The organism is Streptomyces sp. CB01635 (assembly GCF_002803065.1).
Taxonomy (GTDB): domain Bacteria; phylum Actinomycetota; class Actinomycetes; order Streptomycetales; family Streptomycetaceae; genus Streptomyces.
In genome coordinates, this window is sequence record NZ_NNBL01000012.1 from 99,880 (window position 1) to 123,633 (window position 23,754).

A 23,754-nucleotide genomic window follows, 5' to 3' on the forward strand; every position below is an offset into this window, starting at 1 on the left:
CAGGCCCCCGCAAAGGGATCCGCTCACTTCTCCTTCGGCGGCACGCACTTGGGCGCCGTCTTGCCGGACGGTCCCCCGTACTGGGAGCTGATCCGGACGTCGCCCGGCTCCTTCACCGTCAGGCGCGTGAACTCGCCCTCCTCGCGCAGGCACCCGTCGTCCGCCCACAGCCACGGCGAGTACGCGATCCGCACGATGATCGAGCCGGCCTTCGGCATCCGTACGACGAGGTTGGCGCCGTCGGAACGGACCACCGAGCCGGGGGAGTCCACCAGCGGAACCGCCTTCTTCACGCGGTAGATGTGCCAGTTGGCGTCCTGCCACACCGATTCGAGGTAGCCCGGCTCGCTGGACACCAGCTTGTGCTCCAGCTCCGCGGGGCCGTCCGGCTCGCCGTTGTAGACGACGACGAAGCCGACCGCCCACTCGGAGAGCCAGGCGTGGTACGACGCGGAGGAGAAGGCGCCCTCGGGCACGTCGGTGCCGCCGTGCCCCTCGTAGAAGAGCCGTCCGCGCTCGACGTCGGCCTGCCGGTTCCAGCCGCGCGCCATGTTGATGTAGGGCGCGAGGACGGCCGCCTCGCGGTGGTCGCGGGCGGGGACGACCTCGACGCGGGTGCGTTCGGCGCCGAGTTTCTTCAGCGTGGAGACGACGCCGTCCGTCTTGACGGCCCACTCGGGGACCTCGGTGTTGGCGACGACGTCGGCGATGGTCTTGCCGGACAGCCAGCCCAGGGAGAGGACGATCGCGGCGACGCACATGACGCGCTGGCGGTGGAGCGGGAAGTACCGGCCGCGCCGGCCGTCGTAGCGGGGCCCGCGGTCCCGGTTCATCACGGCGGCGAGGATCAGCGCGGGCGCCACGATCTCCGTGAGCCGCTCCACGTTCGTGCCGATCGGGGTGGCGATCAGATAGGTGAGCAGCACGCCGAGCGCGTACACGGCGGTGCCGAGGCGCACCACGCGCCAGGCGCGCGGCGCGCACACCAGGACGACCGCGCACAGGATGACGGGCGGGAAGATCCGCTCGAACGGCATGGGCTGCTCCCCCTTGAACGGGAACAACCAGGTCGTCACGCCCACGATGAGGACCGGCGGCAGGACCAGCGACAGGGCCTTGCCCCACTGCCGGTTCAGGAGCCACGCGGCGCCGGCCACGACGAGGAAGAGCCCGGCGACGGGGCTCGCCATCGTGGACAGCGCGGCGCACACCGTCGCGATGACGATGCGCCGGCCGTTCATGTGCGCGAGGACGGCGGCGAGCCCGAAGGCCACGCCCAGCATGAACGTCGAGCGCCCCGACACGACCTGACACCACAGCGAGAACCCCACCACGAGGGCCGGCCACAGTGGTCTTCGGATGCCGGTGCGTTCGACGATCGACGCGGCCAGCCAGGTCGACGAGACGCCGGACAGGAGCGTGACGGGGATGACGCCGAACAACGCCATCAGATAGGGCGAGATGAGGCTGTAGTTGGCGATGTGGAGGCCGCCGTACCAGAACAGGTTGTACGCGGAGCCGGGGTACATCTTGGCGAACTCGGCCCAGGCCACCTGTGCCGCGAGGTCGCCGCCGCCGGTGGCCAGGAACGCCAGCCACAGGACGTGCAGCGGCAGTATGCAGGCGGTGACGAGCAGGGCCGTCCGGTGCCGGCCGTGCCAGGGCTCGGGGATGTCCGGGGACCGGCGCGCGCGTGCGGCAGAGGGTGGAGACAGTTCGGCAGAGGCCACTGCGGCGTTCCGTTCCGGTCGGACGGGCAATTGTGTTCGGATAGACGCTAGCCGTGGCCCGAGAGTTGGTTGACGCGCCCTTGATATTCACGGCAAATCTACGCAGGGCCGTCGGCCTGCGACGCGGCTACGCGCAGATGTCGTCCGGCGCGTGCGCCTGCTCCGAAGGGCCCGACAACGGTCCGGCGATCCGGCTGCGGACGGTCTCCAGCTGCTTGAGGAGCGTGTCGAGCGTCGTCGTACGCCGGTCCTGGAAGTAGGTCAGGACGGCCCGGTAGAACGCGTCGCGCAGCACGGGCGGCATCACGTCCGACGCGTCGAAGCACAGGGTGTCCGTGTCATCGGTCAGATGCGAGGCGACGGCCGCGCCGGTCGGGTCGTCCGGCTGGGGGTCGCTCGCGTCGGGGAAGAAGGGCCGCAGGTGCGGCTGCGTGGCCCGCGACCAGGTCTTGCGGCCGTCCTCGCTGGTCAGGAGCGTGACGAGGTCCTGCGCCGCCTGGTTGTCGGTGAGTACGGCGGCCATGTCGCCCGACACCTCGTACGCGTCGTTGTACGCGGGCTGCCCGTGCAGGAACCGGGCGGCCGGCTCCACGCGCAGGGTGTGGTCGCCCATGGCGCCCGGGTAGAGGGAGCGGATGAAGGAGCCCTGGTGTTCGTGGGTGCAGCCCGGGAGCGAGCCGCCGAGGAGTCCGCGCTTGGTGGCCGTCGGGTCCTTCGGGTCGGGTGTGCCCTCGAACGACATGGTGAGGGAGTCCTCGACGGACTCCGGCGTCCGTGGGCCGAGGATCTCGGACCAGGTCGTGAAGGCCCGGCGCACGGCCGCGTCCTTGTCCCAGTGGAGGCGGCCGGTGGCCCACCGCGTGTACGTGTCCGGGCCCGCCTGGTGGAGGAGGATGTCCTCGATCCAGTCGGTGCCGGGCCAGCCGGAGGTCGCGTCCGCGGCCATGCCCACGCACCAGTTGGGCGCCTTGGCCCCGGTGCTGCGCTTGCTCCACACGATGCTCTTGAGGTTGACGCGCAGCGGCACCCAGTACGTGCGGCGCCTGCCGTCGAGCGTGAGGGTGGGGAACCAGGGCGGGTAGCCGCGTTCGGCGGCCTCCGGGGACAGCGGCTCGAGTTTGCGGTCGGCCGCGTACTCGGTGAGCTCGCCGATGCTGTTGAGGATCGCGACGTCGGGCGGGGCGCCGGCCTCCAACTGCGCCACGAGGGTCTCGCGCAGGGAGCGGGTGCCCTTGTAGACGTAGTGGTCACCACTGCGGTGCGACAGGCGGGCGAGGGCGGCCTCGAACGCCGCGCCCTCGTCGCCCGTCCACGGCCCGAGCACGACGACGGTCCGGTGCGTGTCGCCGCCCGCGCAGCCGCCGGTGAGCGCGGTGAGGGCGAGCAGGCAGGCGGCGAGCGCGAGCCGCAGCACTCTGTTCCGGCGCCTCATACGGCGGTCCCCGGGCGCCCCACGAGCAGATACTCGCGTCGGTAGGCGTGGAGGGTGGCGCCTATGACGCCGGCGACGAGGAGGCCGACGGGCGCAGCCCAGGGGGCCACTGCGTCGAGGCCGGCGAGCCGGCGGTTGTCCAGGACGTCGTCCATCGAGTCGGCGAGCGTGACGATGGCGCGGTGGTGGTGCGGGTCGAGCGGGTCGGTGCGGCGCTCCTCGAAGATGACCTCCGTGGACGGCGAGGTCACCGCGTACAGGCGGCGGGCGATGGGCACGGTGTCCTCCTGGGCGGCGTGCGCGTACAGCCCGCTGAGGGCGATCACGGGTACGGCGAGCAGCGGCAGCGCGGCGGCGAGCAGCGGCGGGCTGGCCAGGATGCGGAAGCGGATCCGCAGGAAGCGCAGGGTGCGCCACAGGCCGGCGGTCAGCAGCACGAACGCGACGGCCGACACGGCGGCGGCGGTGACGGCGGCGGGGCCGAGCGTGGCGCGCGCCTCCAGGCGGTGGCGCAGGGCGCGTTCGAGATCCGAGATGCGGTCGACGACGGTCGTCGCCTCGCTGCCGGTGACGGGTGCGCAGCGGGGGTAGGGGGCGTAGCGGCCGGTGGCGGGTTCGTAGGGATCGTGGGGATCGGGCGAGCAGAGCATGCTCTGGGCGTAGGAGAGTCCGGCCCTGTACAGGGACCCGTCGGAGACGTTCGTCTGGGCCCAGGCGATCCAGCGCTCGTAGCCGTCGACGAGGCCGGAGACGACGTCGAGCTCCTGGCGCTCGGCCGCGGTCAGGGCGCCGCTGCGCGAGACCTGGCTGAGGTCCTGGGCGGCGCCGGTGATGCGGGAGCCGTAGCGGGGGCTGAGCCCGCTCAGTTCGACGGCGTCCCCGGCGCCGAGGCTCACCTCGGCCTCCCGCTGGGCGATCCGCAGTGAGATCCGCGCGTCGGCCAGGTCTCTGAGCGCGGGCGCGATGTGCGTGCGGATCGTGGCGGAGTCGTCGCGCAGGGACGTGGCGGTGAAGCCGAGTCCGGAGAAGGCGATGGCGGCGAGGAGGGGGAGGGCGACGAGGCGGTCGTGGAGGTAGGCGCGGTTACGGGGCGGGGCCGCCGCGGGCTTCGTGGCCCGCGCCGGCGGGGCCCACACGTACCGCCACAGCACGCGTACGCCCTTGAGTGCGGCGCTCGCGAGGCGCCTGGCCCACTCACCCGCCAGCCCCGGCGTGGGGGTCACCGGTCCGCCGCCGGTCGCCGCCCGGTGAGCCGCAGGCGGGTCGGCCAGGTTCCGTCGCGGCGGTGCGACAGGGCGAGCGGTCTGACCAAGTAGGCGCGGTCCAGGAGGCGTTCGGCGACGGCCTCGCCGTGCGGGCTGCCGGAGCGGGCGGCCTGCCGGGCGAGCGCCCGGTAGAACTGTGAGAGCTGGCGCCTCAACGTGGCTTCCGTGGACGGGAATTCGAGCCGTCCGCCCGAGTCCCGCGCGTCTCCGTCACGCCGGTCCGCCGCTTCCGAGAGCCGCGCGAGCGCCTCCTTCCCCACCTTCCCGTCCGCCACGAGGCGCTGCGCGGCCTCCCACACCTCGGCCTTCATCCGTACGCGGGCCTGCTCGTCGGTGAGCCCGTGCTCGTTGAAGAGCCGGGCGAGCCGGGTGAGAGCGGTGCGCAGGCCGTTGGCCGTCGTCGCGTACTCGACGGCGATGCGCACGGTCGCGGTCCGCGCCCCCGTGCGGTGTCGCGAGTGCTGCGGCACCGCGTCGAGCGCCTCGATGGCGTACGTGTCGGGGGTGGCGCCCCCGAGCGCGAGGCCGGCCCGCGCCGCGCCGAACGCCGCGCTGCCGAGCGAGGGGTTGCGCAGCCGTACGGCCTCGTAGAAGGTCAGCGCCTCGTGCCAGTGGCCGAGCCGCTCGGCGCAGTGGCCGAGGGCGAGCTTGGGCGCGTACTCGCCGGGGATCGCGCCGTAGACCTGGTCGAAGTAGTCGCGTGCGGACGCCACGTCGTCGTTGGCGAGGTCGAGGAGGCCGCGGTGCCAGTCGATGCGCCAGTCGTGCCTCGACAGTTCGCGCCCGATGCCGTCGACGGCGCCGCGCAGCTCCTCGGCGGCGGCCTCCAGGTCCGGCCGTTCGCCCTCCGCCCGTTCGGCGCGTACGGCGACGCGCAGCCGGAGCCTGCACCGCAGGAGCCGTACCTCGGGGGAATCCCGCCAGTCCCCGGTGTGCTGGAGGAGCGCGGCGGGGTCGGCGTCGGCCAGGCGGCTGAGGCCGTCGTGGTGGGCGTCGTGCGGGTCGGGGCGCGGCACGGGCAGCCGGCCCGCGACATCGGCGGCGGACGGCGGCTCGTGCAGCGGGGTGGGCGGGGTGCCTCCGGCGGGGGTGGCCCAGCGTGGCAGGACCGGCGCGACGCCGAGCGCTCCGTCCAGGGCATACGGGGACTGCATGAACAGCGGCGACGGCTCGAACGTCTCCTGCCCGGTCCGCAGCGACCTCAACTCACGGAACACACCCCGCAGTTGATCCGCCATCTCGGCCGCGTCCGCGTACCGGTCGGCGGGTTCGGGGCGGGTGGCGCGGCGCAGGGCGCGGGCCAGCGAGACGAGGCCGAGGCCCTCCGGCGCCGGGGTGGTGGTCAGCGCGACGGCCTGCGCCGTCATCGGGTCGCCGTCGTGCATCCGGTCCAGGGCGCCGAGTTCGGCCAGCGAGTGGGGTCCGATGCCGAGTCCGCTCAGCGTGCGCAGCGTCTCGCCCAGGCTGAACAGGTCGTCGCGCGGCGCGGACGCGCCGTTCAGGGCGGGCGGGGCGAGGGGCACGTTCGGCGCGCGGAAGCCGTCGGTGGTCAGGCCGGACGCGCCCTCCTCGCGGATGGACCCCACGTCGATGACCTTGGTGGTGGCGCCGTCGTGCATCACGTTCTGCGGCTTCAGATCGCCGTACACCTTGCGGGGTGCGGGCCGCGCGTGCAGATGGTCGAGCGCGGACAGGACGCGCAGCCCGTACGCGAGCACGAACTCGTGGAAGCGGGCGCCGCCGAACCGGTCCGGGTCGTGCCGGGCGAGCGCCCGGATCTCGTCGAGGTTGAGCCCGTCGACGTACGGCAGGACGAGGAACGGGCCGACGCGGGCGTGGCGGCCGTAGTTGAAGACGGGGATGATCCCGTCGTGGTGGAGGTCGGCGAACGCCTGCCGTTCGTCCTCCAACGAGCCGAGCCGTGAGGCGAGTTGTTCCGGCCGCAGGGTCTTCACGGCGACCTCGCGGTCGTCGACCTTCTTGTCGAGCGCGAGATATACGTCGCCCATGCCGCCGCGCCCGAGACGCCGTACGACCTGATACTGGCCGGCCAGTAACTCACCCTGCTCCAGGGCGGATTCACCGGGACCCTCGGCCCGGCCCCGGTCGTCGCGCGGCCTGACCTCGGGCAGCGCCGTCGGATCGGGCCCCTCGTCGGGCAGCGTGACCCATGCGTCCCGCGGCCCGTCCGGAGGCGGCATGACGAACAGCGGACCCGAGGACGCCGTCATCGGCCGCCCCTGAATTCTCCGGTTGCTCCCGCGTCCCCCTGCATGCTGCCTCAGGATAGGGGCGCGGCGTCCGGATGGCGCCCGTGTGTAGGCCTCCGGCCTGATCGTGGAATGGAGGCCCCGGCCCGTGACGACGAGAACAGGCGCGAGACCGTACGCCGCCCTCAACCCTGCCCTGATCCGCTCCAGCCTCGCCGTCGCGGAACGCCGCGCGGAGGCGCTGACCAAGTACTTCTACGCCCATCTGTTCAAGCACAACCCCGGTGTGCGGGCCATGTTCCCCGAGCGGATGGAGGAACAGCGCGACCGCCTCTTCGCCGCCCTGACCATGGCGATCCTGAACCTCGAGGACACCGACGCCCTCGTCGGCCACCTGCACACCCTCGGCTTCGACCACCGCAAGTTCGGCACCCGCATCGAGCACTACCCGGCCGTCGGGCGCAGCCTGATAGCGGCCCTGAAGGTCTTCTCGGGCAGCGCCTGGACGCCCAAGACGGAGGCGGCCTGGCGCGCGGCCTACGAACTCATCTCCAAAATCATGATCGCCGGAGCGCAGTCCGTGCCGGAGTCGGAGCCGGCCTGGTGGGACGCGGAGGTGCTCCGCCACGAGCGACGCGCCGAGGACATCGCCGTCCTCACGGTCAGCCCCGACCGGCCGTACCCCTTCATACCCGGCCAGTACGCGACGCTGACGGCCCCCGAGGCACCGCAGGTCTGGCGCCCGTACTCGATCGCCAACGCCCCGCGCGCCGACGGCACCCTCGACTTCCACATACGCCGCGTCGAGGGCGGCCTCCTGAGCAGCGCCCTGGTCGACGAGGCCGCCCCGGGAGGCTCCGTCCGCCTCGGCCCGCCCCTGGGCACGACGACGCTCCCCGAAGCCCCGGAGGGGGAGCTGCTCTTCGTCGCCGGGGGGACGGGCTGGGCGCAGATCAAGGCGCTGATCGAGGAGTTCGCCGTCTGCCGCGGCTCGGCGACCGCCACGTTACTCATCGGCGCCCGCACGGAGGACGACGTGTACGACCTCGGCGTACTGGAACTCCTCGGCGGCGCACACCCGTGGCTGCGGCTGGTCGGCGCGCTGCCCGCGCGTGACCGGCCCGACGCGGACGCGACGCTCCTGCGGGAGCTGACGCGGTACGCCACCGCCCAGAGCCTGCGGCACGCGCCCGCCGAGTGGCCGCACGTCTACGTCAGCGGCCCCTCGGCCATGGTCGACACGGTGGAGACCCAACTGGCCATGCTGCACCGCGTACCGCCCGACCGCGTCCACCACGACCCGCTGGTCCGCCATGACACGGGGGAGCGCCCGGAGACGGCGGCGGAGTGGTTCCTGATGAAGCGTGAGGTTCCCTGGATCAGGCCTCGTCCGTGACGACCTCGTAGGTGACGGGACCGGCGGTGACGGAGTCTGCCGTGACCGGACCGGCGGTCAGAGGCAGTGGACGGGGATGCGCTGGACGATGTTGTTGGCGAAGCCGCCGCGGTTCCACGGCTGCGTGAGCGGCTGGGCGCGGCCGGTGGCGTCGGTGGCGCGGGCGCCGAGGACGTGGGTGCCGGGCACGGCGGTCCACGGGGCCTGCCAGCGCAGCCAGGCCGCCGCCTGCCTGTCCGACGGGTCCCCGTCCAGCGCGGCCTCGCTCCACGTGGCGCCGTCGTCCGTGGTCACGTCGACCCTGGTCACGGGGCCGTGCCCGGACCAGGCGCGGCCTTCGAGGAGTACGGGCCCGGGGCGGACGACGCGGGCCCGCGACATGAAGTCGGGGAACCCGGGCGGGATCATCAGGGCACGCGGCAGGATCTTGGTGACGGGCTCGCCGGGATCGTCGGCGTCCCACCGGACGCGGTACGCGACCGCCTGCTGGAACCCGTCGAACGGGGCGTCGACCAGCGTGATCCCGCGCAGCCACTTCACATGCGCCATGCCGTACCAGCCGGGGACGACGAGCCGCAGCGGGTAGCCGTGCTGCGGCGGCAGGGGCGCGCCGTTCATGTCGTACGCGACGAGCACGTCACCGGAGGCCACCGCGACGGGCAGGCTCCGCCGGTAGTCCTGCTCGACACCGCGCTCGACACCGTGGTCGGCGCCGGTGAAGACGGCCTCGACGGCGCCTGTGTCCACCCCGGCCTCGTCGAGGAGGACGCGCAGCGGCACGCCGGTCCAGTCCGCCGTGCCGACCGCCTCGACCAGCCAGGGCTGGCTTATCGGCCGGGGCGTGAGCAGGGCGCGGCCGTTGCCCGCGCACTCCAGCGTGACGCGGCGCGTGACGGCGGGCAGGGACCGCAGGGCCGCCAGACCGAGGGTCAGCGGCGTCCTGACCAGGCCGTCGACCGTGAGCTGCCAGTCGTCGGCGCTTGCGGCCGGGATGTCGTAATGGACGAGGACATAGTGGAGGCCGGGCGGGGTGACGTCGTAGCGGAGGGCTTCCAGGGGGAGGCCGTGATTACGTGCGGCGAGCGCGAGTTCATCGGGGGTGATGCCTTCGCCCAGGGCGGCGAGCCGGCCGGGACGGCTGACGCCGCCGAGATCGTCCGGTCCGTCCATGACATGGTCCGATCCGTCCATGACTCAGTCCGATCCATCCATGTCTTCATGGTGCTCCGCGATTGCGGGGCCTGCCGGGCGGGCGGATCCTGGAAGTGTCAGCCGGCGCTCGATGAGGTGTGTCGGTGGCTGACGGGGGCCCGCACGCCGGCGCACAAACCGCTCACCGACGCCGCCGGGAGGCGGAAGGACGGGACGGGGGGACAGCGGTCCGCGTAGCGATGCGTCCCGTCGAGGAGCGCCATGAACGACACGGATACCGATACCGGCACTGGCACCACCGCCCCGGACCCCACCGCCACGGACGTCGTCGGACTGATGCGAACTGAGCTGCGTGGCCCGGTGATTGCGCCGGGCGACCCCGAGTACGACGAAGCGCGCAAGATCTACAACGGCATGATCGACCGGCGGCCGGCCGCGATGGTGCGCTGCTCGGACGCGGCGGACGTCATGGCGGCGGTCGACTTCATCCGCGACCACGGACTGGAACTCGCCGTACGCGGCGGTGGCCACAGCGGCGGCGGCCTGTGCCTCGTCGACGACGCGATCACGATCGACCTGTCACCGATGCGCTGGGTGCGCGTCGACCCCGCGCAGAAGACGGCGTGGGTCGGCGGCGGCAGCCAGCTCGGCGACCTCGACCACGCGGCGCACGCGTTCGGCCTGGCGATACCCGCCGGAATCATGTCGACGACCGGCATCGCGGGCCTGACCCTCGGCGGCGGTCACGGCCACCTGACGCGCAAGTACGGCCTGACGATCGACAGCCTCCTCAGCGTGGACATGGTCCTCGCGGACGGCAGCTTCGTCACGGCGAGCGAGACCGAACACTCCGACCTGTTCTGGGCGTTGAGGGGCGGCGGCGGAAACTTCGGCATCGTCACCGCGTTCAAGTTCGAGCTGCATCCGGTGCACACGGTGGGCGTCGCGCTGACGCTGTGGCCGGTCGAGAAGACCCGTGAGGTCCTGGAGTGGTACCGGGAGTTCCTGCCGGAGGCGCCCGAGGACCTGAACGGATTCTTCGTCGCGCTGACCGTGCCGCCGGGACCGCCGTTCCCCGAGGAGATCCACGGCCGGAAGATGTGCGGGGTGGTGTGGTGCTGGACGGGAGACCTGGCCCTTACGGACGAGGCGATCGCGGCGGTGGCGGAAGCGGGCCCGCCCGCCTTCCGGTTCACGGCACCGATGCCGTACCCGGCGCTCCAGGCGATGTTCGACGAGCTGCTCCCCAAGGGCCTGCAGTGGTACTGGCGCGGTGACTTCTTCGACCGCATCACGGACGAGGCGATCGACGTACACACCAAGTTCGCCGAGAACCTCCCCACACCGCTGTCGACGATGCACCTCTACCCGGTGAACGCGGCCGCGTCCCGGGTCTCCGAGGACGCGACGGCCTGGGGCTACCGGGAAGCGGTCTGGTCGGGCGTCATCGCGGGCATCGACCCGGACCCGGCGAACGCGGAGGCGGTCAAGCAGTGGGCGAGGGCGTACTGGCACGACCTGCACCCGTATTCGATGGGCGGTTCGTACGTGAACTTCATCGGCGAGGACGAGCATCAGGACCGCGTCCAGGCGACGTACCGTCACAACTACGACCGCCTGGCGGAGGTCAAGCGCAAGTACGACCCGAGGAACCTGTTCCACGCCAACCAGAACATCGAACCGGCGGCGGGGGAGGCGGCGTAGGCACTCGGGACCGTTCCCTCAGTGACGGCCCGCGTCACCGCCGTCAGGAGGAGCGTCACGCCGCGCACGGCCACCGCTCCACGTCGGCGAACGGCCCAGGCAGCCCGGCCGGCGGCCCGCCCTCGAACAGGGCGAGCGCGGCCGAGAGCCGTTCCACGGCGGTGGCCTGATCGCCGGACGCCTTCGCGCGCCGGGCGGCGTCCACGTGATCGGCGAGGTCCGTCGCGTCGAGCTGCGCCTCGCCCATGACGAGGCGGTAACCGCCCGGCTCTCCGCGGATCAGGACCGCGCGGGACCGGTGCCCTCGGCGTCGAGGGCCGCCGTAGCGCGTAGACGTAGGTGGGCGGTACGTTGCGACCGGAGTTCGGAGGGCCGGCGCCCCAGATCCCGTCTGGCAACTGCTCCCGGCTGACAAGGAATCCGGGCCGCAGGGCCGGCGCCGCGGGGACGGCCTGCCGACGGACGGGGCCGAGCTGTAGCGGCGTGGTGCCGCGCCAGACACGCACCGGCCCGAGCACGGCGAGCCGAACCGCCCGACGAGACCCCTGACCCACCCGCAGCCTCCGCTCCACGCTCACCGAGCGCCCACTGCCCGCGTCGCGGTGCGCGTCACGGCGCGCGCCATCGTCCGCATCATCGGAATTTCATTGGCATTTCAGCGTGTGCCGCGATGGTTCGGAAGTGCCCGTCGAGCACCGGGAGTTCTCCGGCGGCCGGGGCGCGCTGGACCGGCGGCGGCCGTAGCCGGGGAGCGGCCGCCGTCCATGCGGAAGGAGTGGAACATGCAAGCAGCGAGCAGCCCTCTGGAGCGGATGCTGAAGGGACGCGGGCTCTTCCTGAGCGTGGAGCGGAGCGACGCCGTCGAGGTGGTGTACGTCTGCGTGGACGACGGCATCCCCGGCGGCTATCCGGTCGGCTACGTCATCTCGTCCCGTACGGGAACCTGGGCCGCGTACGCGCGGGTCCGCCCCGGCCGGATCTTCACCACGGACGAGATCTCCTCGGGCCTGGGGAGCGTCGAGGAAGCGATCCGCGCGGTGGTGGCCCACGCCCGCTACGAGGACGTCCTCACGGCGTGAAGCACTGGGACTCGTCCGGTCACGGGTGACTCCGGGCGAACTTCCGCCCCAGTATCGCCAGCAGAACGAGATGGTGATGGCGCCCGCCGTGGAACACGTGATCGCGCAGCCGCCCCTCCTCGATGAACCCGAGCCGGCGCTGCCGATGGCCAACTTCTGCCGATCGCCTCTCGGATGGGCGACCGCTCGCTTGCCCAGGATGTGCCGCCCGGCCAGAAGCGCATGTGCTCGAGCCGGCGGATGTCGGCCAGGCATGCCCCCGGCAGCCGGTTGATCGGCGGGTACGGGCAGCGGAAGCAGTGGCGGGGGGCGCGTACGCGAAGCGCGTCCCGCACTGCGGAGGGGCGCCTACGCGGCATTGCCCTTTCGGTTGTGAGTCACGCGGGCAAGGTGCCGCCGAGTGCGCGGATGATCCACGGATTTCGCGTGGTCACACCGGTGCTGATCGGATCTTCCTGGCCGTTCGTCCTGGCCGTTCTTCCTGACCGTTCGTCCTGACCGTTACGGGCGACCGGCGAGGAAGCCGCCCACCGCAGCGCGGAAGTCGGACGGGGCCTCGACCCACGGAAGATGTCCGGCACCGCGCAACACCTTCCGCGACACCTGAGGCAGGGCCTGCTCCAGCGAATCGACCGCCCAGCGGGGCCGGATGTCCTCCGCACCGTCCACGATCAGCGTCGGGACATCCAGCCTCTCGCAGGCCGCGCGCAGGGCCGACGTTCCGCATGTGCGCTCGGTCTCGGCGTTGATGGCCGCGTTGGATTCGAAGTTCACGCCGAGCCAGGGTGTGGCCATGTGCTCGGCGCGCTCAAGCGCGCGTTCCCGTTCGCTGAAGTCCGCCGACCACTGCAGCACCGAGTACTCACGGTCTTCCGCATCGTCACGCTCCCGGCTCCTCAGCGTTTCCCAACGGCTGAGGTGAGTCCCGAGACCGGCCCGCAGGTTCTGCTTGTACGTCCCGTGCCAGGTGGCACTCCGATCGATTCCGGTGCCGGATACGTAGACCAACTTGCTTACGCGATCGGGATGTTCCAGTGCGAAATACAACGCCAACTGGGCGCCCCATGAGTGGCCCAGCAGTGCCGTCCGGGCCAGCCCGAAATGCCGGCGGACGGCGTCCAGGTCGGCCACGGAGCGAGCCACCGAATACGGTCCGCAGCGCTGTGACCGGCCGCATCCCCGTTGATCCCAACGATGGACCGTGGCGGTGTCCGACAGCAGGTCAGCCATATCCCCGAAGGTGTCCCACAGCCCGGGGCCGCCATGGCAGCACACCACCGGGGCACCCGTACCGACCCGGGTCGCCCAGAGCCGGACCCTGTCTTCCGCCACCACCGTCTCGTCCATGTCCGAGTCCAAGTCCAAGTCCATGCCCATGAGTCTGGCGGAGCCATCGGCTGAGTCTGGTTGTTTGCCTGCATGGTTCTGCGCCACTGACAGGCGGTCATCGTGACCGTGGGTGCGCTGGGGCCGCGCCGGCCATGCTGTTCACGCTGGTGAGCTCCGGGAGCGAGGTCGGGTGTCCGCTAGGCAGCCCAACTGATGGGACGCAGCTGTGTCGATCAGCGGTCGACGCGGTCTTCCTTGCTTCCCTTGGGTCAGGAGGCCTTTCAAATGAATGACGAGCGACAGCAGGACACCCGCCCCCGACTGGCCGCGTCCCGGCGTGGTGTGCTGGCCGCGCTAGCCCTTGCGCCGGCATGTGCCACGGTGCCGGCTCGGGCCCAGTCCCTGCCTTTCGGACCTGAGGGACGCGTTCTGGTCGAGCCGGTGATGACCGAGCCGGCGGACTGGGCGGACGTGGGTAAGGCTCTTGGCCGCACCGGTGACATGCGGCGGTTCATGTACCACACGGCCTTTCCGCGCCGAGACCTCACGGTCTTTTCCCGAGGCATTCTGATCAAGCCTGCCCTCGCTCTGGGCACGCACGTGTCCTTCGTCCGGTACGCAGACCACGGCACGCTCATGATGGGGGACACCGTCGTCACCGAGCGTGAACTGCAGGGTTTCTGTGACGTCCTGCAACAGCGGGGAATCATGCTGACCGCCATCCACAAGCATCTGCTGGCACATGATCCGGATGTCTGGTGGGTTCACCTGCATGCTCACGGCCGCGATCCGGTCGCCGTTGCGCGCGGTGTACGCGCGGCATTGAACCGCACCAGCACCCCGCCTGCCGAACCCGTCACCCTCTCGCCGCCCGTCGACCTGGACACTGCCTCGATCGATGCCGCCATGGGCGTCAAGGGGGCAGTCAGCGGCGAGATCTACACGTGCACCTATATCCGCCGTGAGACCATCGCCGACGGCAATTTGGCCCTGCCTCCAGGACTGGGCGCCACCACCTCCGTCAACTTTCAGCCGCTCGGCGGCGGAAAGGCCGCGGTCAGCGGCGATCTGGTCATGATCGCCAAGGAGGTCCAGCCCGTCCTCGTGGCCCTGCGGCGCGGCGGGGTCGAACTCGTCGAGGTGCATCACCACCACCTCAACGACAACCCTCACCTGTTCTTTGTCCACTACTGGGCTGTCGGCGATGCCGTCAGGCTCACCGAGGCCATTCGCCGGGCCGTGGACGTCACCAACGTCGTACCGATGGCTGGAGTCGCCGGCTAGGAGCGCGTCCCAGTAACAGGAGTGTCCAGCCAACCTTGCGCAGTCCCCCCACTGCGGCCCTTCGCCCGCCTTCCACGAGACGTCGATACAGATGCAGCCGGCCGCGCTCAAGGCGGACTCGTAGACGTAGTGGCACGCGTGTGGCACGGCCGTGATCACGGCAAAGGGCCAGTTCGAGGGGATCAAGCCCCTGAACTGGCCCTCTGTGTTGTGCCCCCCGCAGGATTCGAACCTGCGACACCCGCTTCAAGGAGTTCGGTCCGAGCGCGGTCCAGCTGCTGCCGGGGACTGATGCGATGCCCGGACACAGACGCTGGTGTACGCCCCGTCCGGTGTCGTTGATGTCCGCAGCGGACGTCAGACACGTGCTTGCGGGGCGGGTGACAGTGCGGTGCGGGCGGCGGAGAGGACCTGCTCGGACAGCGGGGAGTCCTTGGTGGCACGGGCCAGGAGAAGGGCGCCGAGCATGGTGCACAGCCGGGCGATGCCGTCCTCGTCGTCGGTGGCGAGCCACTGGGTGAAGTCCTGTACCCCTTCGGTGTAGGCGCGGTGCGCTCCGCGGTCGCCACTGGTCCGGGCCATGTCGGTGGCGAGCGCGGCGACGGGGCAGCCCGAGGCGGGGTTGTCCCGGTGCCGGACGGACAGGTATCCGTCGATCAGGGCCTGCTGGGCCTCGACGCGGTGCCCCTCGTGCTCCTCGAGCGTGGTGGCGTGGCGCTCGGCCAGTTCGCCGACCGCGTGGACGACCGCCTCGTCGATCAGAGCCTCCTTGGAGGCGAACTGCTTGTAGAAGCCGCCGTGCGTCAGGCCGGCCGCCTTCATCAGATCCGCGACGCTCACGCCCGTGCCCTGCTCGCGGAACAGCTGCGAGGCCTGCTCCACGACCCGCTGGCGGTTCGCCTGTGCCTGTGCATGTGAGACGCGACCCATAGGGCACCTCCTTTTTGGATGTCGGAAGACATCTATCGTACGCTGCTATTTAGATCATCCACATAATCTATTTTGGGCGCCCCTCCCCTCATCCAAGGGCGCGCCCCTTCACAGGAGACATTTCATGGCCACTCGCCTCGGCCCGGCCGCCGAAGCCGACCTGACCACCACCGCCTCCTCCTCGACCGCGCCACCGGTCCGGCTCTGGCTCCAGCCGGCCGTGATCGCCCTGGTCGTCGTGGCGGCCTTCGTCGGCTGCTACGTCGGTCTGCAGCGCAACCCGCAGCCGCACCGGGTGCCGGTGGCTGTCGCCGGGCAGGAGCTTTCGGGCGAGATACGCCAGGTCCTCGGTGACAGCGTCGATGTCCATCCTGTCGCCGACGCCGCCACGGGACGCGCTGAGCTGGAGCGTCGCGATGTCGTGGCCGCGGTCAGCGGCCGCGCGGACTCCGACCGGCTGCGCCTGGAGGTCGGCGGGGCCAACGGGCAGTCGACGACGACGGCCGTCAAGAGCCTGATCGGCGCCTATGCCCACGGGTCGAGCCAGCGCCTGACCACGGTGGACGTCGTCCCGTTCGCCCGTTTCGACTCCCGTGGACTGGCCGGGTTCTACATGGCGTTCGGCGTCACGCTGGCCGGCTTCGTCCTCGCCCAGAACGCCCTCGGGCTCGCGAACCGTCTGCACCTGCGCCACCGGTTCTGGCTGCTGTCCGGCGTCTCCGTGGCCATCGGCATCGTCGCCACCGTCATCGCCGGACCCATCCTCGGGGCGGTGCCCGCGCCGGTGGTTCCGCTGGCCTTCGGCTTGACCCTGCTGGCCGCGGCAGCCGCGTTCACCACCAAGCTGCTGGGCACCTACCTCGGCCCGGTCGGCGTGCCGGTCGCCACCCTGTTGCTGCTCACGGTCGGCAACTCCACCAGCGGAGCCACCATCGGCCCGGACCTCCTGCCCTCCGCCGCTCGCGCCGTCTCCGCCCTGCTGCCGCCGGGCGCGGCCGTCCGCGCCGTGACCGACCTGAGCTACTTCCACGGCGCGCAGGCGGTGCAGCCATTGGCCACCCTCGCGCTGTGGGCGGTGATCGCCGCGGTCCTGGTGAGCCTGCGCCCCCACCTGAGGCGACGGCCCGCTCGGGTGACCACCTGACCCGCGGTCAGGGTGAAGGCCGTGTCGCAGACATACCACTGCGGGCCCGCAGGGTCCTTCTCGAACGCCGAAAGGCCGGCCCGGGAGAAACCCCGGAGAAACCCCTCCTGAGCCGGCCATCGTCGCTGTGCCCCCGGCAGGATTCGAACCTGCGACACCCGCTTCGAGGAGTTCGACCATCTGGACGGCTCGCCTGCCTGCCGAGCCGACGGCAAGGCGCGGTACGTGCTCCGGGAAGCGGCCGAGCCCCCCTGCAGTGTGCAGACGTCGCCGTCAGAAACTGCCGTCACCACAGCTTGTGGAGGGCCTACGGGCCGGCAGGAGGGCAGGCCCGAGTTGTGCCGTCTCGCCGGAGGTCGAGCAGTGCGCGCTCGTCACGCTCTGCGCAGGGAGCCCCGGCGGATCTGTGATGGCAGGGCCGCCATGCCCTGTCCATCCGGTCCGGCGCGCTCAGGTAATGCTTTCCGAGTGCCCGTCGGGGAAGCTGCACGTGGGGCCGCGGTAGGGGCCGCCCTGGTTGACCGTTCCGCCCTGGGCCGTGCACTGGTCGGCCGAGATGGCCGGATACGTCGCTGCCTGAGCGGTGGCGACGCCGACGGCGCTCGCGCCGGCGAGGGTTGCTGTGGCGAGGGCGAGGCCTAGCAGTCGTCGCATACGCATGGCTTTCTCCTCTCGAGCATCCCTGGTGCGGTGCTTCGGGATGACCGGGCTCATGTCAGGGACGCCCTATTACTCAGAATGGGTGACGGCGAGCAGACCTGCGAGTCGTGGCCGGGGAGCTGGAGCCCCTGGTAGTCGGCCGCCCCAGCGCGGACGTGAAGGCGAGAAATACGTACTGCCCCCCGGGATGATCCCGGGGGGAGCCTCGCAATATGATCCGTGACCTGCACGAACCTGTCTGTGCCCCCGGCAGGATTCGAACCTGCGACACCCGCTTTAGGAGAGCGGTGCTCTATCCCCTGAGCTACGAAGGCGGGGATCTGTCGGAAAACGACCCTGAAAGTCTGCCGAGGTGGGCGGACTGCTCAGGCGTGCTTGGCGACAGGTCGCGGTGGCAGCCCGTGAGGGCGCAGCCACCGCGATCAGTGTAGCGGGTGGTGCCTGATCCGAGGGCGGAGAGATGTGCGTACCGGCTCAGGCTGCGAGCGCGTGGGTGATCTTGGCTCGGGTGACGGAGTTGCTCAGCCAGGCGCAGTCGATGTGGATCAGCAGGGGACTCACGGATTCAGGCATCCATCAGTGGCAGACCGGGCAGCACCTTCTCGATGGTGATGGGGAAGTCGCGCACACGCACGCCGGTGGCGTTGAACACCGCGTTCGCGATCGACGCACCGGCCCCGCAGATGCCCAGCTCGCCGACGCCCTTCGCGCCCAGGACATTGGCCTTGTCGTCGTACCCGTCAAGGACGACCGCGTCGACGTCGGGGACGTCGGCGTGCACCGGCACCAGGTATTGCGCGAAGTCCCGGTTGACGAAGGCGCCGGATCGCAGGTCGACCACGGCCTCCTCTTCGAGGGCCGCGCCGGCTCCCCAGATCATGCCGCCGATCAGCTGCGAGCGAGCCGTCTTCGCGTTGAGCACGCGGCCCACCGAGAACACGCCGAGCATCCGCCGCAGACGGATCTCGGCGGTGTCCGCGTCGACCCCCACTTCAGCGAAATGGGCCCCGTAGGTGTTGATCGAGTAGTCCGTGTAGTTCGGATCATCGCCCATGAAGCGGGTACCGCCCTCCGCCTCGAACCCTTCCGGACGGTTGCGTGCGACGATCTCGCTCAGCGCCTCGGACGCGCCGCCGATGGCCACGTTGCCGTCGGAGAACACGGCGTCCGCCGGGTCCAGGCCGTGCAGCGGAGAGCGGGTGTCGCCGCGCGCCGCGGCCAGGAGCTGCTCGCGCAGGGTCATACACGCCCCATGCACCGCATTGCACGAGCTGGCGGCGCCCCACGAGCCGCCGGACCCCCAACTGGTGGGAAAGTCGGAACGCCCGAGCTCGATCCGCACCCGATCGGGCGGCAGTCCGAGACCCTCGGCCGCGACCTGGGTCAGGACGGTGTACGTGCCCGTGCCGAGGTCGGTCATGTCTGTCTGGACGACGGCGGTGCCGTCGGCCTCCAACCGCACGCGCACCGCTGTCGGCCCTTGGAAGTGCCCGCGGATGGCGGCCGACATGCCGTAGCCGACCAGCCAGCGCCCGTCGCGCACGCTCGCCGGGGTGGCGGGGCGGTGCTCCCAGCCGAACCGGCGCGCGCCTTCGCGCAGGCACTCGACCAGGTGCCGGTCGCTGTACGGCACGTCTCGCTCGGGATCGACGGTGGGCTCGTTGAGGATCCGCAGCTCGACCGGGTTCATCCCGAGCGCATGGGCCAGCTCGTCCATCGCCGACTCGACCGCCAGCATGCCCGGCGCTTCGCCCGGTGCGCGTACGTCCGTCCCGGGCGGCAGATCGAGCGGCGCAAGCCGGTGGCTGGTCAACCGGTGGGGCGCGGCGTAGAGGCTGCGGGTCGTGGCGGCGGTCTGCTCGGCGTACTCCACGTCGGGGTTGGTGTGCATGGTGACGTCATGGGCGATCGCGGTCAGCCGTCCGTCCCGCTCCGCGCCCAGTCGAACCCGCTGGCTGGTTGTGGGGCGGTTGCCGACGAGCTGGAAGATCTGCTGCCTGGTCATCGCGGCCTTGACCGGTCGGCGCAACTCGCGAGCGGCGAGCGCCGCCAGGATCGTCTCGGAATGGATGCCCAGCTTGGAGCCGAATCCCCCGCCGACGAAGGGGGTGACGATGTGGACCCGCTCCGGGTCGAGCCGAAGCGTGGCGGCGACGGAGGCCCGCGCCGCGTCGACGATCTGGCAGCTGACGTAGACGACCAGGTCCTCGTCGCGCGGTTCCGCCAGACACGCGTGCGGTTCCATCGGCATCGAGAGCTCGTACGGCGTCGTGTACTCCTGGTCGAGCTTGACCGCCGCGCTGTCGAAACCGGCATCGAAATCGCCGACCGCAGTGTCGGTCGGGAGACCGGCGTTGACCACTTTCGGGATGTACACCTCGTCTTCCTGCTCGGCGAAGTTGAAACGTCCGTGTGCGTCGGCGTATTCGACTTCGACCAGACCGGCGGCCGCTCGGGCCTGTTCGAGGGCCGTGGCGACGACGAATGCCACCGGCTCGCCGTAATAGTGGATGTCGGGGCCGGTCAGCACCGGCTGGGCGCGCCAGTATTCGAACGGAATGGACTCGTCACGGATGCCCTGCGCGGGGGCATTGTGATAGGTCATCACCATCTTTACGCCGGGTGCGCGTTCGGCGCTCTCGGTGTCGATCCGGGTGATGCGGCCTTTGCCGATCGTCGCGCCGACGATGAACCCGTAGAGAGGTTGGCCGGCCCCCCACTGCTCGTAGGCGTAGGTGGCCTGGCCGGCGACCTTCAACGGGCCGTCGACGCGGTTCAGAGCTTGTCCGATCATCTCGTCTCCTCAGCTCGCCCGGGCCGCTTGCGCCAGCGTGCGGCACAGCGTGCGCCTGGCCAGCTCGATCTTGAAGTCGTTGTGCCCCTGCCCCACGGCGTCGCGCATCGCGGCCTCGGCGGCGGTGCGATAGGTGGCCATCGTGGCGGGACGGCCGGTCAACGCGGCCTCCGCCTCGACGGACCGCCAGGGCTTGTGCGCCACACCGCCGAAAGCCACCCGCGCCTCATTGATCGCTCCCTGATCGGTCGAGACGACAGCCGCCACGGAGACCAGCGCGAACTCGTACGACGCCCGGTCCCGCACCTTGCGGTAGATCTGCCGGCCCGCCGGGGGCGGGGGCAGGAGCGCGCTCGTGATCATCTCGCCAGGACGCAGCACGGTCTCGATGTGCGGCGTTTGGCCCGGCAGCCGGTAGAAGTCTGCGATGCCGACGCGGCGTACCGACCCGTCGGCGTCGAGCAGCTCGATCTCCGCCTCCAGCACGGTCATCGCGACGGCCATGTCGGAGGGGTGGGTGGCGATGCAGGAGTCGCCGGCGCCGAGGACGGCGTGAATCCGGTTGAACCCGCCGATCGCCGAGCATCCGGAACCGGGATCCCGTTTGTTGCAGCCCGCAGCCGTGTCGTAGAAGTAGGGGCAGCGAGTGCGCTGCAGCAGATTTCCCCCGGTGGACGCCTTGTTGCGCAGCTGGCCCGAGGCGCCGGCCACCAGTGCCTCCGACAGCACCGGGTAGCGGGTACGCACTCGGGAATCGGCGGCCACATCGGAATTCGCCGCCTGGGCCCCGATACGCAGTCCGCCGTCCGGGAGCTCCTCGATATCCCGCAACGGAAGCCGACTGATGTCGACCAGATGGCTGGGCTTCTCGATGTCGAGCTTCATCAGGTCGAGCAGATTGGTGCCGCCGCTGATGAACTTCGCGCCGGCCCTGGACACCGCTGCGACGGCGGCCTGTGCGTCCGTCGCTCGCTCGTACGTGAAGGATCTCATTCCGGGTCTCCCACAGCGATGCCACGGATGGCCGCGACGATGTTCGGATAGGCGGCGCACCGACAGATGTTGCCGCTCATCCGCTCGCGGATCTCCTCATCGGTCAACGCGATCCGCGTCGAGGCCACGTCAGCGGTGGCGTGGCTGGGCCAGCCCGCCTCCACCTCGGCGATCATGCCGACGGCCGAACAGATCTGGCCGGGAGTGCAGTAGCCGCATTGGAAGCCGTCACGCTCGACGAAGGCACGTTGCATGGGGTGCAGGGCATCGGGATCGCCCAGGCCTTCGATCGTCACGATCTCGTCGTCGTCATGCATCACGGCGAGCGTCAAACAGGAGTTGACGCGTCGGCCGTTGATCAACACCGTGCAGGCGCCGCACTGCCCGTGATCACACCCCTTCTTGGTCCCGCTCAGGCGCAGGTGCTCGCGCAGCGCGTCGAGCAGCGAGGTCCGTGGATCCACCTCGAGCCGTCGCACCTGATCGTTGACGTTCAACTCGATCGCCGAGAGCTGGGCCATCTCGCCCTGGCTCCGCCCTGCGGCGCCCGTATCCGAATCACTCACCACAGCCCGCCTTCCTCGCTGAGTGCGGGTGTCACCCTGGATATGCGTCGCCGCTGTGGCGCGCACTCCTCCTCAAGATCTCGCAGAAACCGATGCGCCGCTCGCCGGAGGGCGCTCGACCGCGCCCGCCTCACTCGACCGGGCGCTTCTGCGCGGCAGCCCGGCGCGCATCCCGCGCAGCCACCCCGCGAACCGGCGCCGGGTGACGGACACGGGCCGGCGTCGTGTCTGTGCAGGAGGTCTCGGGGAAATCTTGAGGAAGCCCCTGTGACACGCGTCATCGGCGACGTAGCGTCCGTAAGGCCTGTAGATCGTGAACGAAGGCCTGTAGATCGTGTTCGGCCAGTGGGAAGGGGCCTTGTCCATGGAGCCGCAATCAGCCGACCCCGTCGTCGACCTGCTCACCTCGCCCGGCGCCCCCTTCGCCGTCGTGCGGAGCGAGAGCGGTGGGCTCGAGTACGCCGACGGGCCGCGGACCCTGCGTGAGTTCGTCGAGACGACCTGGGCCTTCGGGGACACGCCCTTTCTGATCGCCGGGAGTGGGCGGCTCAGCTACGGGGAGTTCTTCGCCGAGGCCTGCGCGCTCGCCCGTCGGTTCGTCGATGTGTACGGGCTGCGGCCCGGTGACCGTGCCGTGGTCGCCATGCGCAACCACCCCGAGTGGCAGATCGCCTTCTGGGCCGCCCAGTTGGCGGGCCTCGTCGCCGTTCCGCTCAATGCCTGGTGGGCCGCCGACGAGTTCGCCTACGCCCTCGACGACTGTGAGCCGGGCGTGCTCCTCGTCGACGGCGAGCGGCTGGAGCGCGTCGAGCCGTGGCTGGCCCGGAAGGGTGGGCCGCGGCCGTGGACCCTTGTCTTTCACCATGACGGCGACCTCCCCGGCGACCGCTGCGAGCGGTACGAGGACCTGCCCGCCGCCGATCCCTCGCTCGGGCCGCCCGATGCCGACGTTCAGCCCGACGACGACGCCACCATCATTTACACCTCCGGGACCACCGGGCGGCCCAAGGGCGCCGTCGCCACGCACCGCGCGCATGTCGGGGCGATCGCCAACCCCCGTTATTTCGCGGCCGTTTCGGCCTTGCGGCGCGGGCAGATTCCCGGGCAGGGGCCCACGCCCGTCGCGCTGCTCACCTTCCCCTTCTTCCATGTCGCCGCGTTCACCGGCTTCTACGCGGCGATGGCGGCCGGCGGCACCCTCGTCCTGCTGCGCAAGTGGGACGCGGACAAGGCGCTCCAGGCGATCGGGGAGCACGGGATCACCAACTACGGCGGTGTGCCGGCGACCGCGCTGCAACTGCTCGACGCCGCCGAGGCCGCGGGTGACGACATGCCGACGCTCGCCATGTTCAACACCGGAGGCGCCGCCGCGCCGCCCGACCTCGTGGCCCGGCTCACCGCCCGGTTCGGGGAGCGCGTGGAGCCCCGTAACGGATACGGGCTGACCGAGACGCTCGGCGGTGTCACCGCCAACTTCGGCGCGGAGTACCGGGCCCACCCGGAGAGCGTGGGCAGGCCCGCGCCCGCCGTGGAGGTGCGGATCGCCGGGCCCGGCGGGGAGGCTGTCGCCGACGGTGAGGTGGGGGAGCTGTGGCTGCGCGGGCAGTCGGTGATCCGCGGTTACTGGCGTGACGAGGCGGCGACGGCCGCGGCGTTCGCTCCGGGCGGCTGGTTCAGGACCGGGGATCTGGCGACGCTGCGGGACGGGCGGGTCAGCGTGGTCGACCGGATCAAGGACATGGTGATCCGGGGCGGCGAGAACGTGTACTGCGTGGAGGTGGAGGCCGTCCTGCACGACCATCCGGACGTCCTCGACGCGGCGGTGCTCGGCGTGCCGCACCCGGTGCTCGGCGAGGAGGTCGCCGCGGTCGTGCAGGTGCGGCCCGGGTCGGAGCTGGACGCCGACGCGGTCAGGGCCCACGTCGCCAAGTCGCTCGCCGCGTTCAAGGTGCCGGCGCACGTGCTCCTGCGGGATGCCCCGCTCCCGCGCAACGCGACCGGCAAGCTCCTGAAGCGGGAGCTGCGCGGACCGGTGGGGGAGGCCGTCCACCCGGCGGGCACTACCCCGGCCGGCTCTGCCTAGGCA

Annotated in this window: 18 protein-coding genes and 1 tRNA gene; 6 read left to right on the forward strand and 13 right to left on the reverse strand. The window is 71.1% G+C overall.

The annotated features are described in order from the left end of the window. Positions 1-23: 23 nt before the first annotated feature. The 4 genes from CG723_RS26890 to CG723_RS26905 form a co-directional block, all read right to left on the reverse strand. A complete protein-coding gene (locus CG723_RS26890; RefSeq protein ID WP_442802591.1) occupies positions 24-1,730 on the reverse strand; it encodes a hypothetical protein in 1,707 nt (568 codons plus the stop codon). 127 nt (positions 1,731-1,857) lie between these two features. After that, positions 1,858-3,162 carry an extracellular solute-binding protein gene (locus CG723_RS26895; protein WP_100596080.1) on the reverse strand — a complete coding sequence of 435 codons (1,305 nt, stop codon included), beginning with the start codon at positions 3,160-3,162 and terminating at the stop codon, positions 1,858-1,860. Continuing rightward, complete coding sequence (locus tag CG723_RS26900; RefSeq protein WP_234374533.1) at positions 3,159-4,385, reverse strand: hypothetical protein; 1,227 nt, start codon at positions 4,383-4,385, stop codon at positions 3,159-3,161. The genes CG723_RS26895 and CG723_RS26900 overlap by 4 nt, the downstream gene beginning before the upstream one ends. Next, on the reverse strand, positions 4,382-6,658 hold the full coding sequence (locus CG723_RS26905; RefSeq protein WP_234374534.1) for a serine/threonine protein kinase: 2,277 nt from the start codon (positions 6,656-6,658) through the stop codon (positions 4,382-4,384). Before CG723_RS26905 ends, CG723_RS26900 begins: the two co-directional genes overlap by 4 nt. 127 nt (positions 6,659-6,785) lie before the next feature. Between CG723_RS26905 and CG723_RS26910 the strand changes: the two genes are divergently transcribed. Further along, a complete protein-coding gene (locus tag CG723_RS26910; RefSeq protein ID WP_159032550.1) occupies positions 6,786-8,033 on the forward strand; it encodes a globin domain-containing protein in 1,248 nt (415 codons plus the stop codon). Between the two features lie 57 nt (positions 8,034-8,090). On the opposite strand, the gene CG723_RS26915 is transcribed toward CG723_RS26910, so the two are convergent. Then, the gene (locus tag CG723_RS26915) at positions 8,091-9,224 is read right to left on the reverse strand and encodes a sulfite oxidase (RefSeq protein WP_234374535.1); all 1,134 of its coding nucleotides are present in this window, start codon (positions 9,222-9,224) and stop codon (positions 8,091-8,093) included. A gap of 297 nt (positions 9,225-9,521) precedes the next feature. Between CG723_RS26915 and CG723_RS26920 the strand changes: the two genes are divergently transcribed. Next, complete coding sequence (locus CG723_RS26920) at positions 9,522-10,889, forward strand: FAD-binding oxidoreductase (protein WP_100596181.1); 1,368 nt, start codon at positions 9,522-9,524, stop codon at positions 10,887-10,889. Between the two features lie 55 nt (positions 10,890-10,944). Here the strand turns inward: CG723_RS26920 and CG723_RS26925 are convergent, their stop codons facing one another. Further along, positions 10,945-11,136 (reverse strand): BTAD domain-containing putative transcriptional regulator, encoded by a 192-nt coding sequence (locus CG723_RS26925; protein WP_100596082.1) that lies wholly within the window; start codon positions 11,134-11,136, stop codon positions 10,945-10,947. Positions 11,137-11,671: 535 nt separating this feature from the next. Between CG723_RS26925 and CG723_RS26930 the strand changes: the two genes are divergently transcribed. Further along, positions 11,672-11,968 carry a hypothetical protein gene (locus tag CG723_RS26930; protein ID WP_159032551.1) on the forward strand — a complete coding sequence of 99 codons (297 nt, stop codon included), beginning with the start codon at positions 11,672-11,674 and terminating at the stop codon, positions 11,966-11,968. A 501-nt stretch (positions 11,969-12,469) separates the two neighbouring features. Here the strand turns inward: CG723_RS26930 and CG723_RS26935 are convergent. Beyond that, on the reverse strand, positions 12,470-13,315 hold the full coding sequence (locus CG723_RS26935) for an alpha/beta fold hydrolase (RefSeq protein WP_100596182.1): 846 nt from the start codon (positions 13,313-13,315) through the stop codon (positions 12,470-12,472). A gap of 267 nt (positions 13,316-13,582) precedes the next feature. Here CG723_RS26935 and CG723_RS26940 point away from each other — a divergent pair, with 267 nt between their 5' ends. After that, positions 13,583-14,581, forward strand: a complete 999-nt coding sequence (locus CG723_RS26940; RefSeq protein WP_100596084.1) for a DUF1259 domain-containing protein — start codon at positions 13,583-13,585, stop codon at positions 14,579-14,581. A gap of 357 nt (positions 14,582-14,938) precedes the next feature. Here CG723_RS26940 and CG723_RS26945 read toward each other — a convergent pair whose 3' ends face one another. After that, entirely contained in the window at positions 14,939-15,511 is a 573-nt protein-coding gene (locus CG723_RS26945) for a TetR/AcrR family transcriptional regulator (RefSeq protein WP_100596085.1), read from the reverse strand. Positions 15,512-15,635: 124 nt separating this feature from the next. Here CG723_RS26945 and CG723_RS26950 point away from each other — a divergent pair, with 124 nt between their 5' ends. Further along, positions 15,636-16,655, forward strand: coding sequence for a hypothetical protein (locus tag CG723_RS26950; RefSeq protein ID WP_100596086.1), 1,020 nt, complete (start codon positions 15,636-15,638; stop codon positions 16,653-16,655). 450 nt (positions 16,656-17,105) lie between these two features. Here the strand turns inward: CG723_RS26950 and CG723_RS26955 are convergent, their stop codons facing one another. The 5 genes from CG723_RS26955 to CG723_RS26975 form a co-directional block, all read right to left on the reverse strand. Beyond that, the gene (locus CG723_RS26955; RefSeq protein ID WP_100596087.1) at positions 17,106-17,315 is read right to left on the reverse strand and encodes a hypothetical protein; all 210 of its coding nucleotides are present in this window, start codon (positions 17,313-17,315) and stop codon (positions 17,106-17,108) included. 241 nt (positions 17,316-17,556) lie between these two features. Beyond that, positions 17,557-17,629: transfer RNA gene (locus CG723_RS26960), tRNA-Arg, on the reverse strand. A gap of 251 nt (positions 17,630-17,880) precedes the next feature. Next, positions 17,881-20,109, reverse strand: a complete 2,229-nt coding sequence (locus CG723_RS26965) for a xanthine dehydrogenase family protein molybdopterin-binding subunit (RefSeq protein ID WP_100596088.1) — start codon at positions 20,107-20,109, stop codon at positions 17,881-17,883. Positions 20,110-20,118: 9 nt separating this feature from the next. After that, entirely contained in the window at positions 20,119-21,102 is a 984-nt protein-coding gene (locus CG723_RS26970) for an FAD binding domain-containing protein (RefSeq protein ID WP_100596089.1), read from the reverse strand. Beyond that, on the reverse strand, positions 21,099-21,623 hold the full coding sequence (locus CG723_RS26975; protein WP_100596090.1) for a 2Fe-2S iron-sulfur cluster-binding protein: 525 nt from the start codon (positions 21,621-21,623) through the stop codon (positions 21,099-21,101). The genes CG723_RS26970 and CG723_RS26975 overlap by 4 nt, the downstream gene beginning before the upstream one ends. 409 nt (positions 21,624-22,032) lie before the next feature. On the opposite strand from CG723_RS26975, the gene CG723_RS26980 reads away from it, so the two are divergent. Beyond that, entirely contained in the window at positions 22,033-23,751 is a 1,719-nt protein-coding gene (locus CG723_RS26980; protein ID WP_100596091.1) for a class I adenylate-forming enzyme family protein, read from the forward strand. Positions 23,752-23,754 lie beyond the last annotated feature (3 nt).

Excerpts from the sequence above, each read along its gene's own strand:
- CG723_RS26895 (WP_100596080.1), bottom strand. The coding sequence starts at position 3,162 with ATGAGGCGCCGGAACAGAGTGCTGCGGCTCGCGCTCGCCGCCTGCCTG.
- CG723_RS26905 (WP_234374534.1), bottom strand. The coding sequence starts at position 6,658 with ATGACGGCGTCCTCGGGTCCGCTGTTCGTCATGCCGCCTCCGGACGGG.
- CG723_RS26915 (WP_234374535.1), bottom strand. The coding sequence starts at position 9,224 with ATGGACGGATCGGACCATGTCATGGACGGACCGGACGATCTCGGCGGC.
- CG723_RS26920 (WP_100596181.1), top strand. The coding sequence starts at position 9,522 with ATGCGAACTGAGCTGCGTGGCCCGGTGATTGCGCCGGGCGACCCCGAG.
- CG723_RS26925 (WP_100596082.1), bottom strand. The coding sequence starts at position 11,136 with ATGGGCGAGGCGCAGCTCGACGCGACGGACCTCGCCGATCACGTGGAC.
- CG723_RS26930 (WP_159032551.1), top strand. The coding sequence starts at position 11,672 with ATGCAAGCAGCGAGCAGCCCTCTGGAGCGGATGCTGAAGGGACGCGGG.
- CG723_RS26935 (WP_100596182.1), bottom strand. The coding sequence starts at position 13,315 with ATGGACGAGACGGTGGTGGCGGAAGACAGGGTCCGGCTCTGGGCGACC.
- CG723_RS26940 (WP_100596084.1), top strand. The coding sequence starts at position 13,583 with ATGAATGACGAGCGACAGCAGGACACCCGCCCCCGACTGGCCGCGTCC.
- CG723_RS26945 (WP_100596085.1), bottom strand. The coding sequence starts at position 15,511 with ATGGGTCGCGTCTCACATGCACAGGCACAGGCGAACCGCCAGCGGGTC.
- CG723_RS26950 (WP_100596086.1), top strand. The coding sequence starts at position 15,636 with ATGGCCACTCGCCTCGGCCCGGCCGCCGAAGCCGACCTGACCACCACC.
- CG723_RS26955 (WP_100596087.1), bottom strand. The coding sequence starts at position 17,315 with ATGCGTATGCGACGACTGCTAGGCCTCGCCCTCGCCACAGCAACCCTC.
- CG723_RS26965 (WP_100596088.1), bottom strand. The coding sequence starts at position 20,109 with ATGATCGGACAAGCTCTGAACCGCGTCGACGGCCCGTTGAAGGTCGCC.
- CG723_RS26970 (WP_100596089.1), bottom strand. The coding sequence starts at position 21,102 with ATGAGATCCTTCACGTACGAGCGAGCGACGGACGCACAGGCCGCCGTC.
- CG723_RS26975 (WP_100596090.1), bottom strand. The coding sequence starts at position 21,623 with ATGGCCCAGCTCTCGGCGATCGAGTTGAACGTCAACGATCAGGTGCGA.
- CG723_RS26980 (WP_100596091.1), top strand. The coding sequence starts at position 22,033 with ATGGAGCCGCAATCAGCCGACCCCGTCGTCGACCTGCTCACCTCGCCC.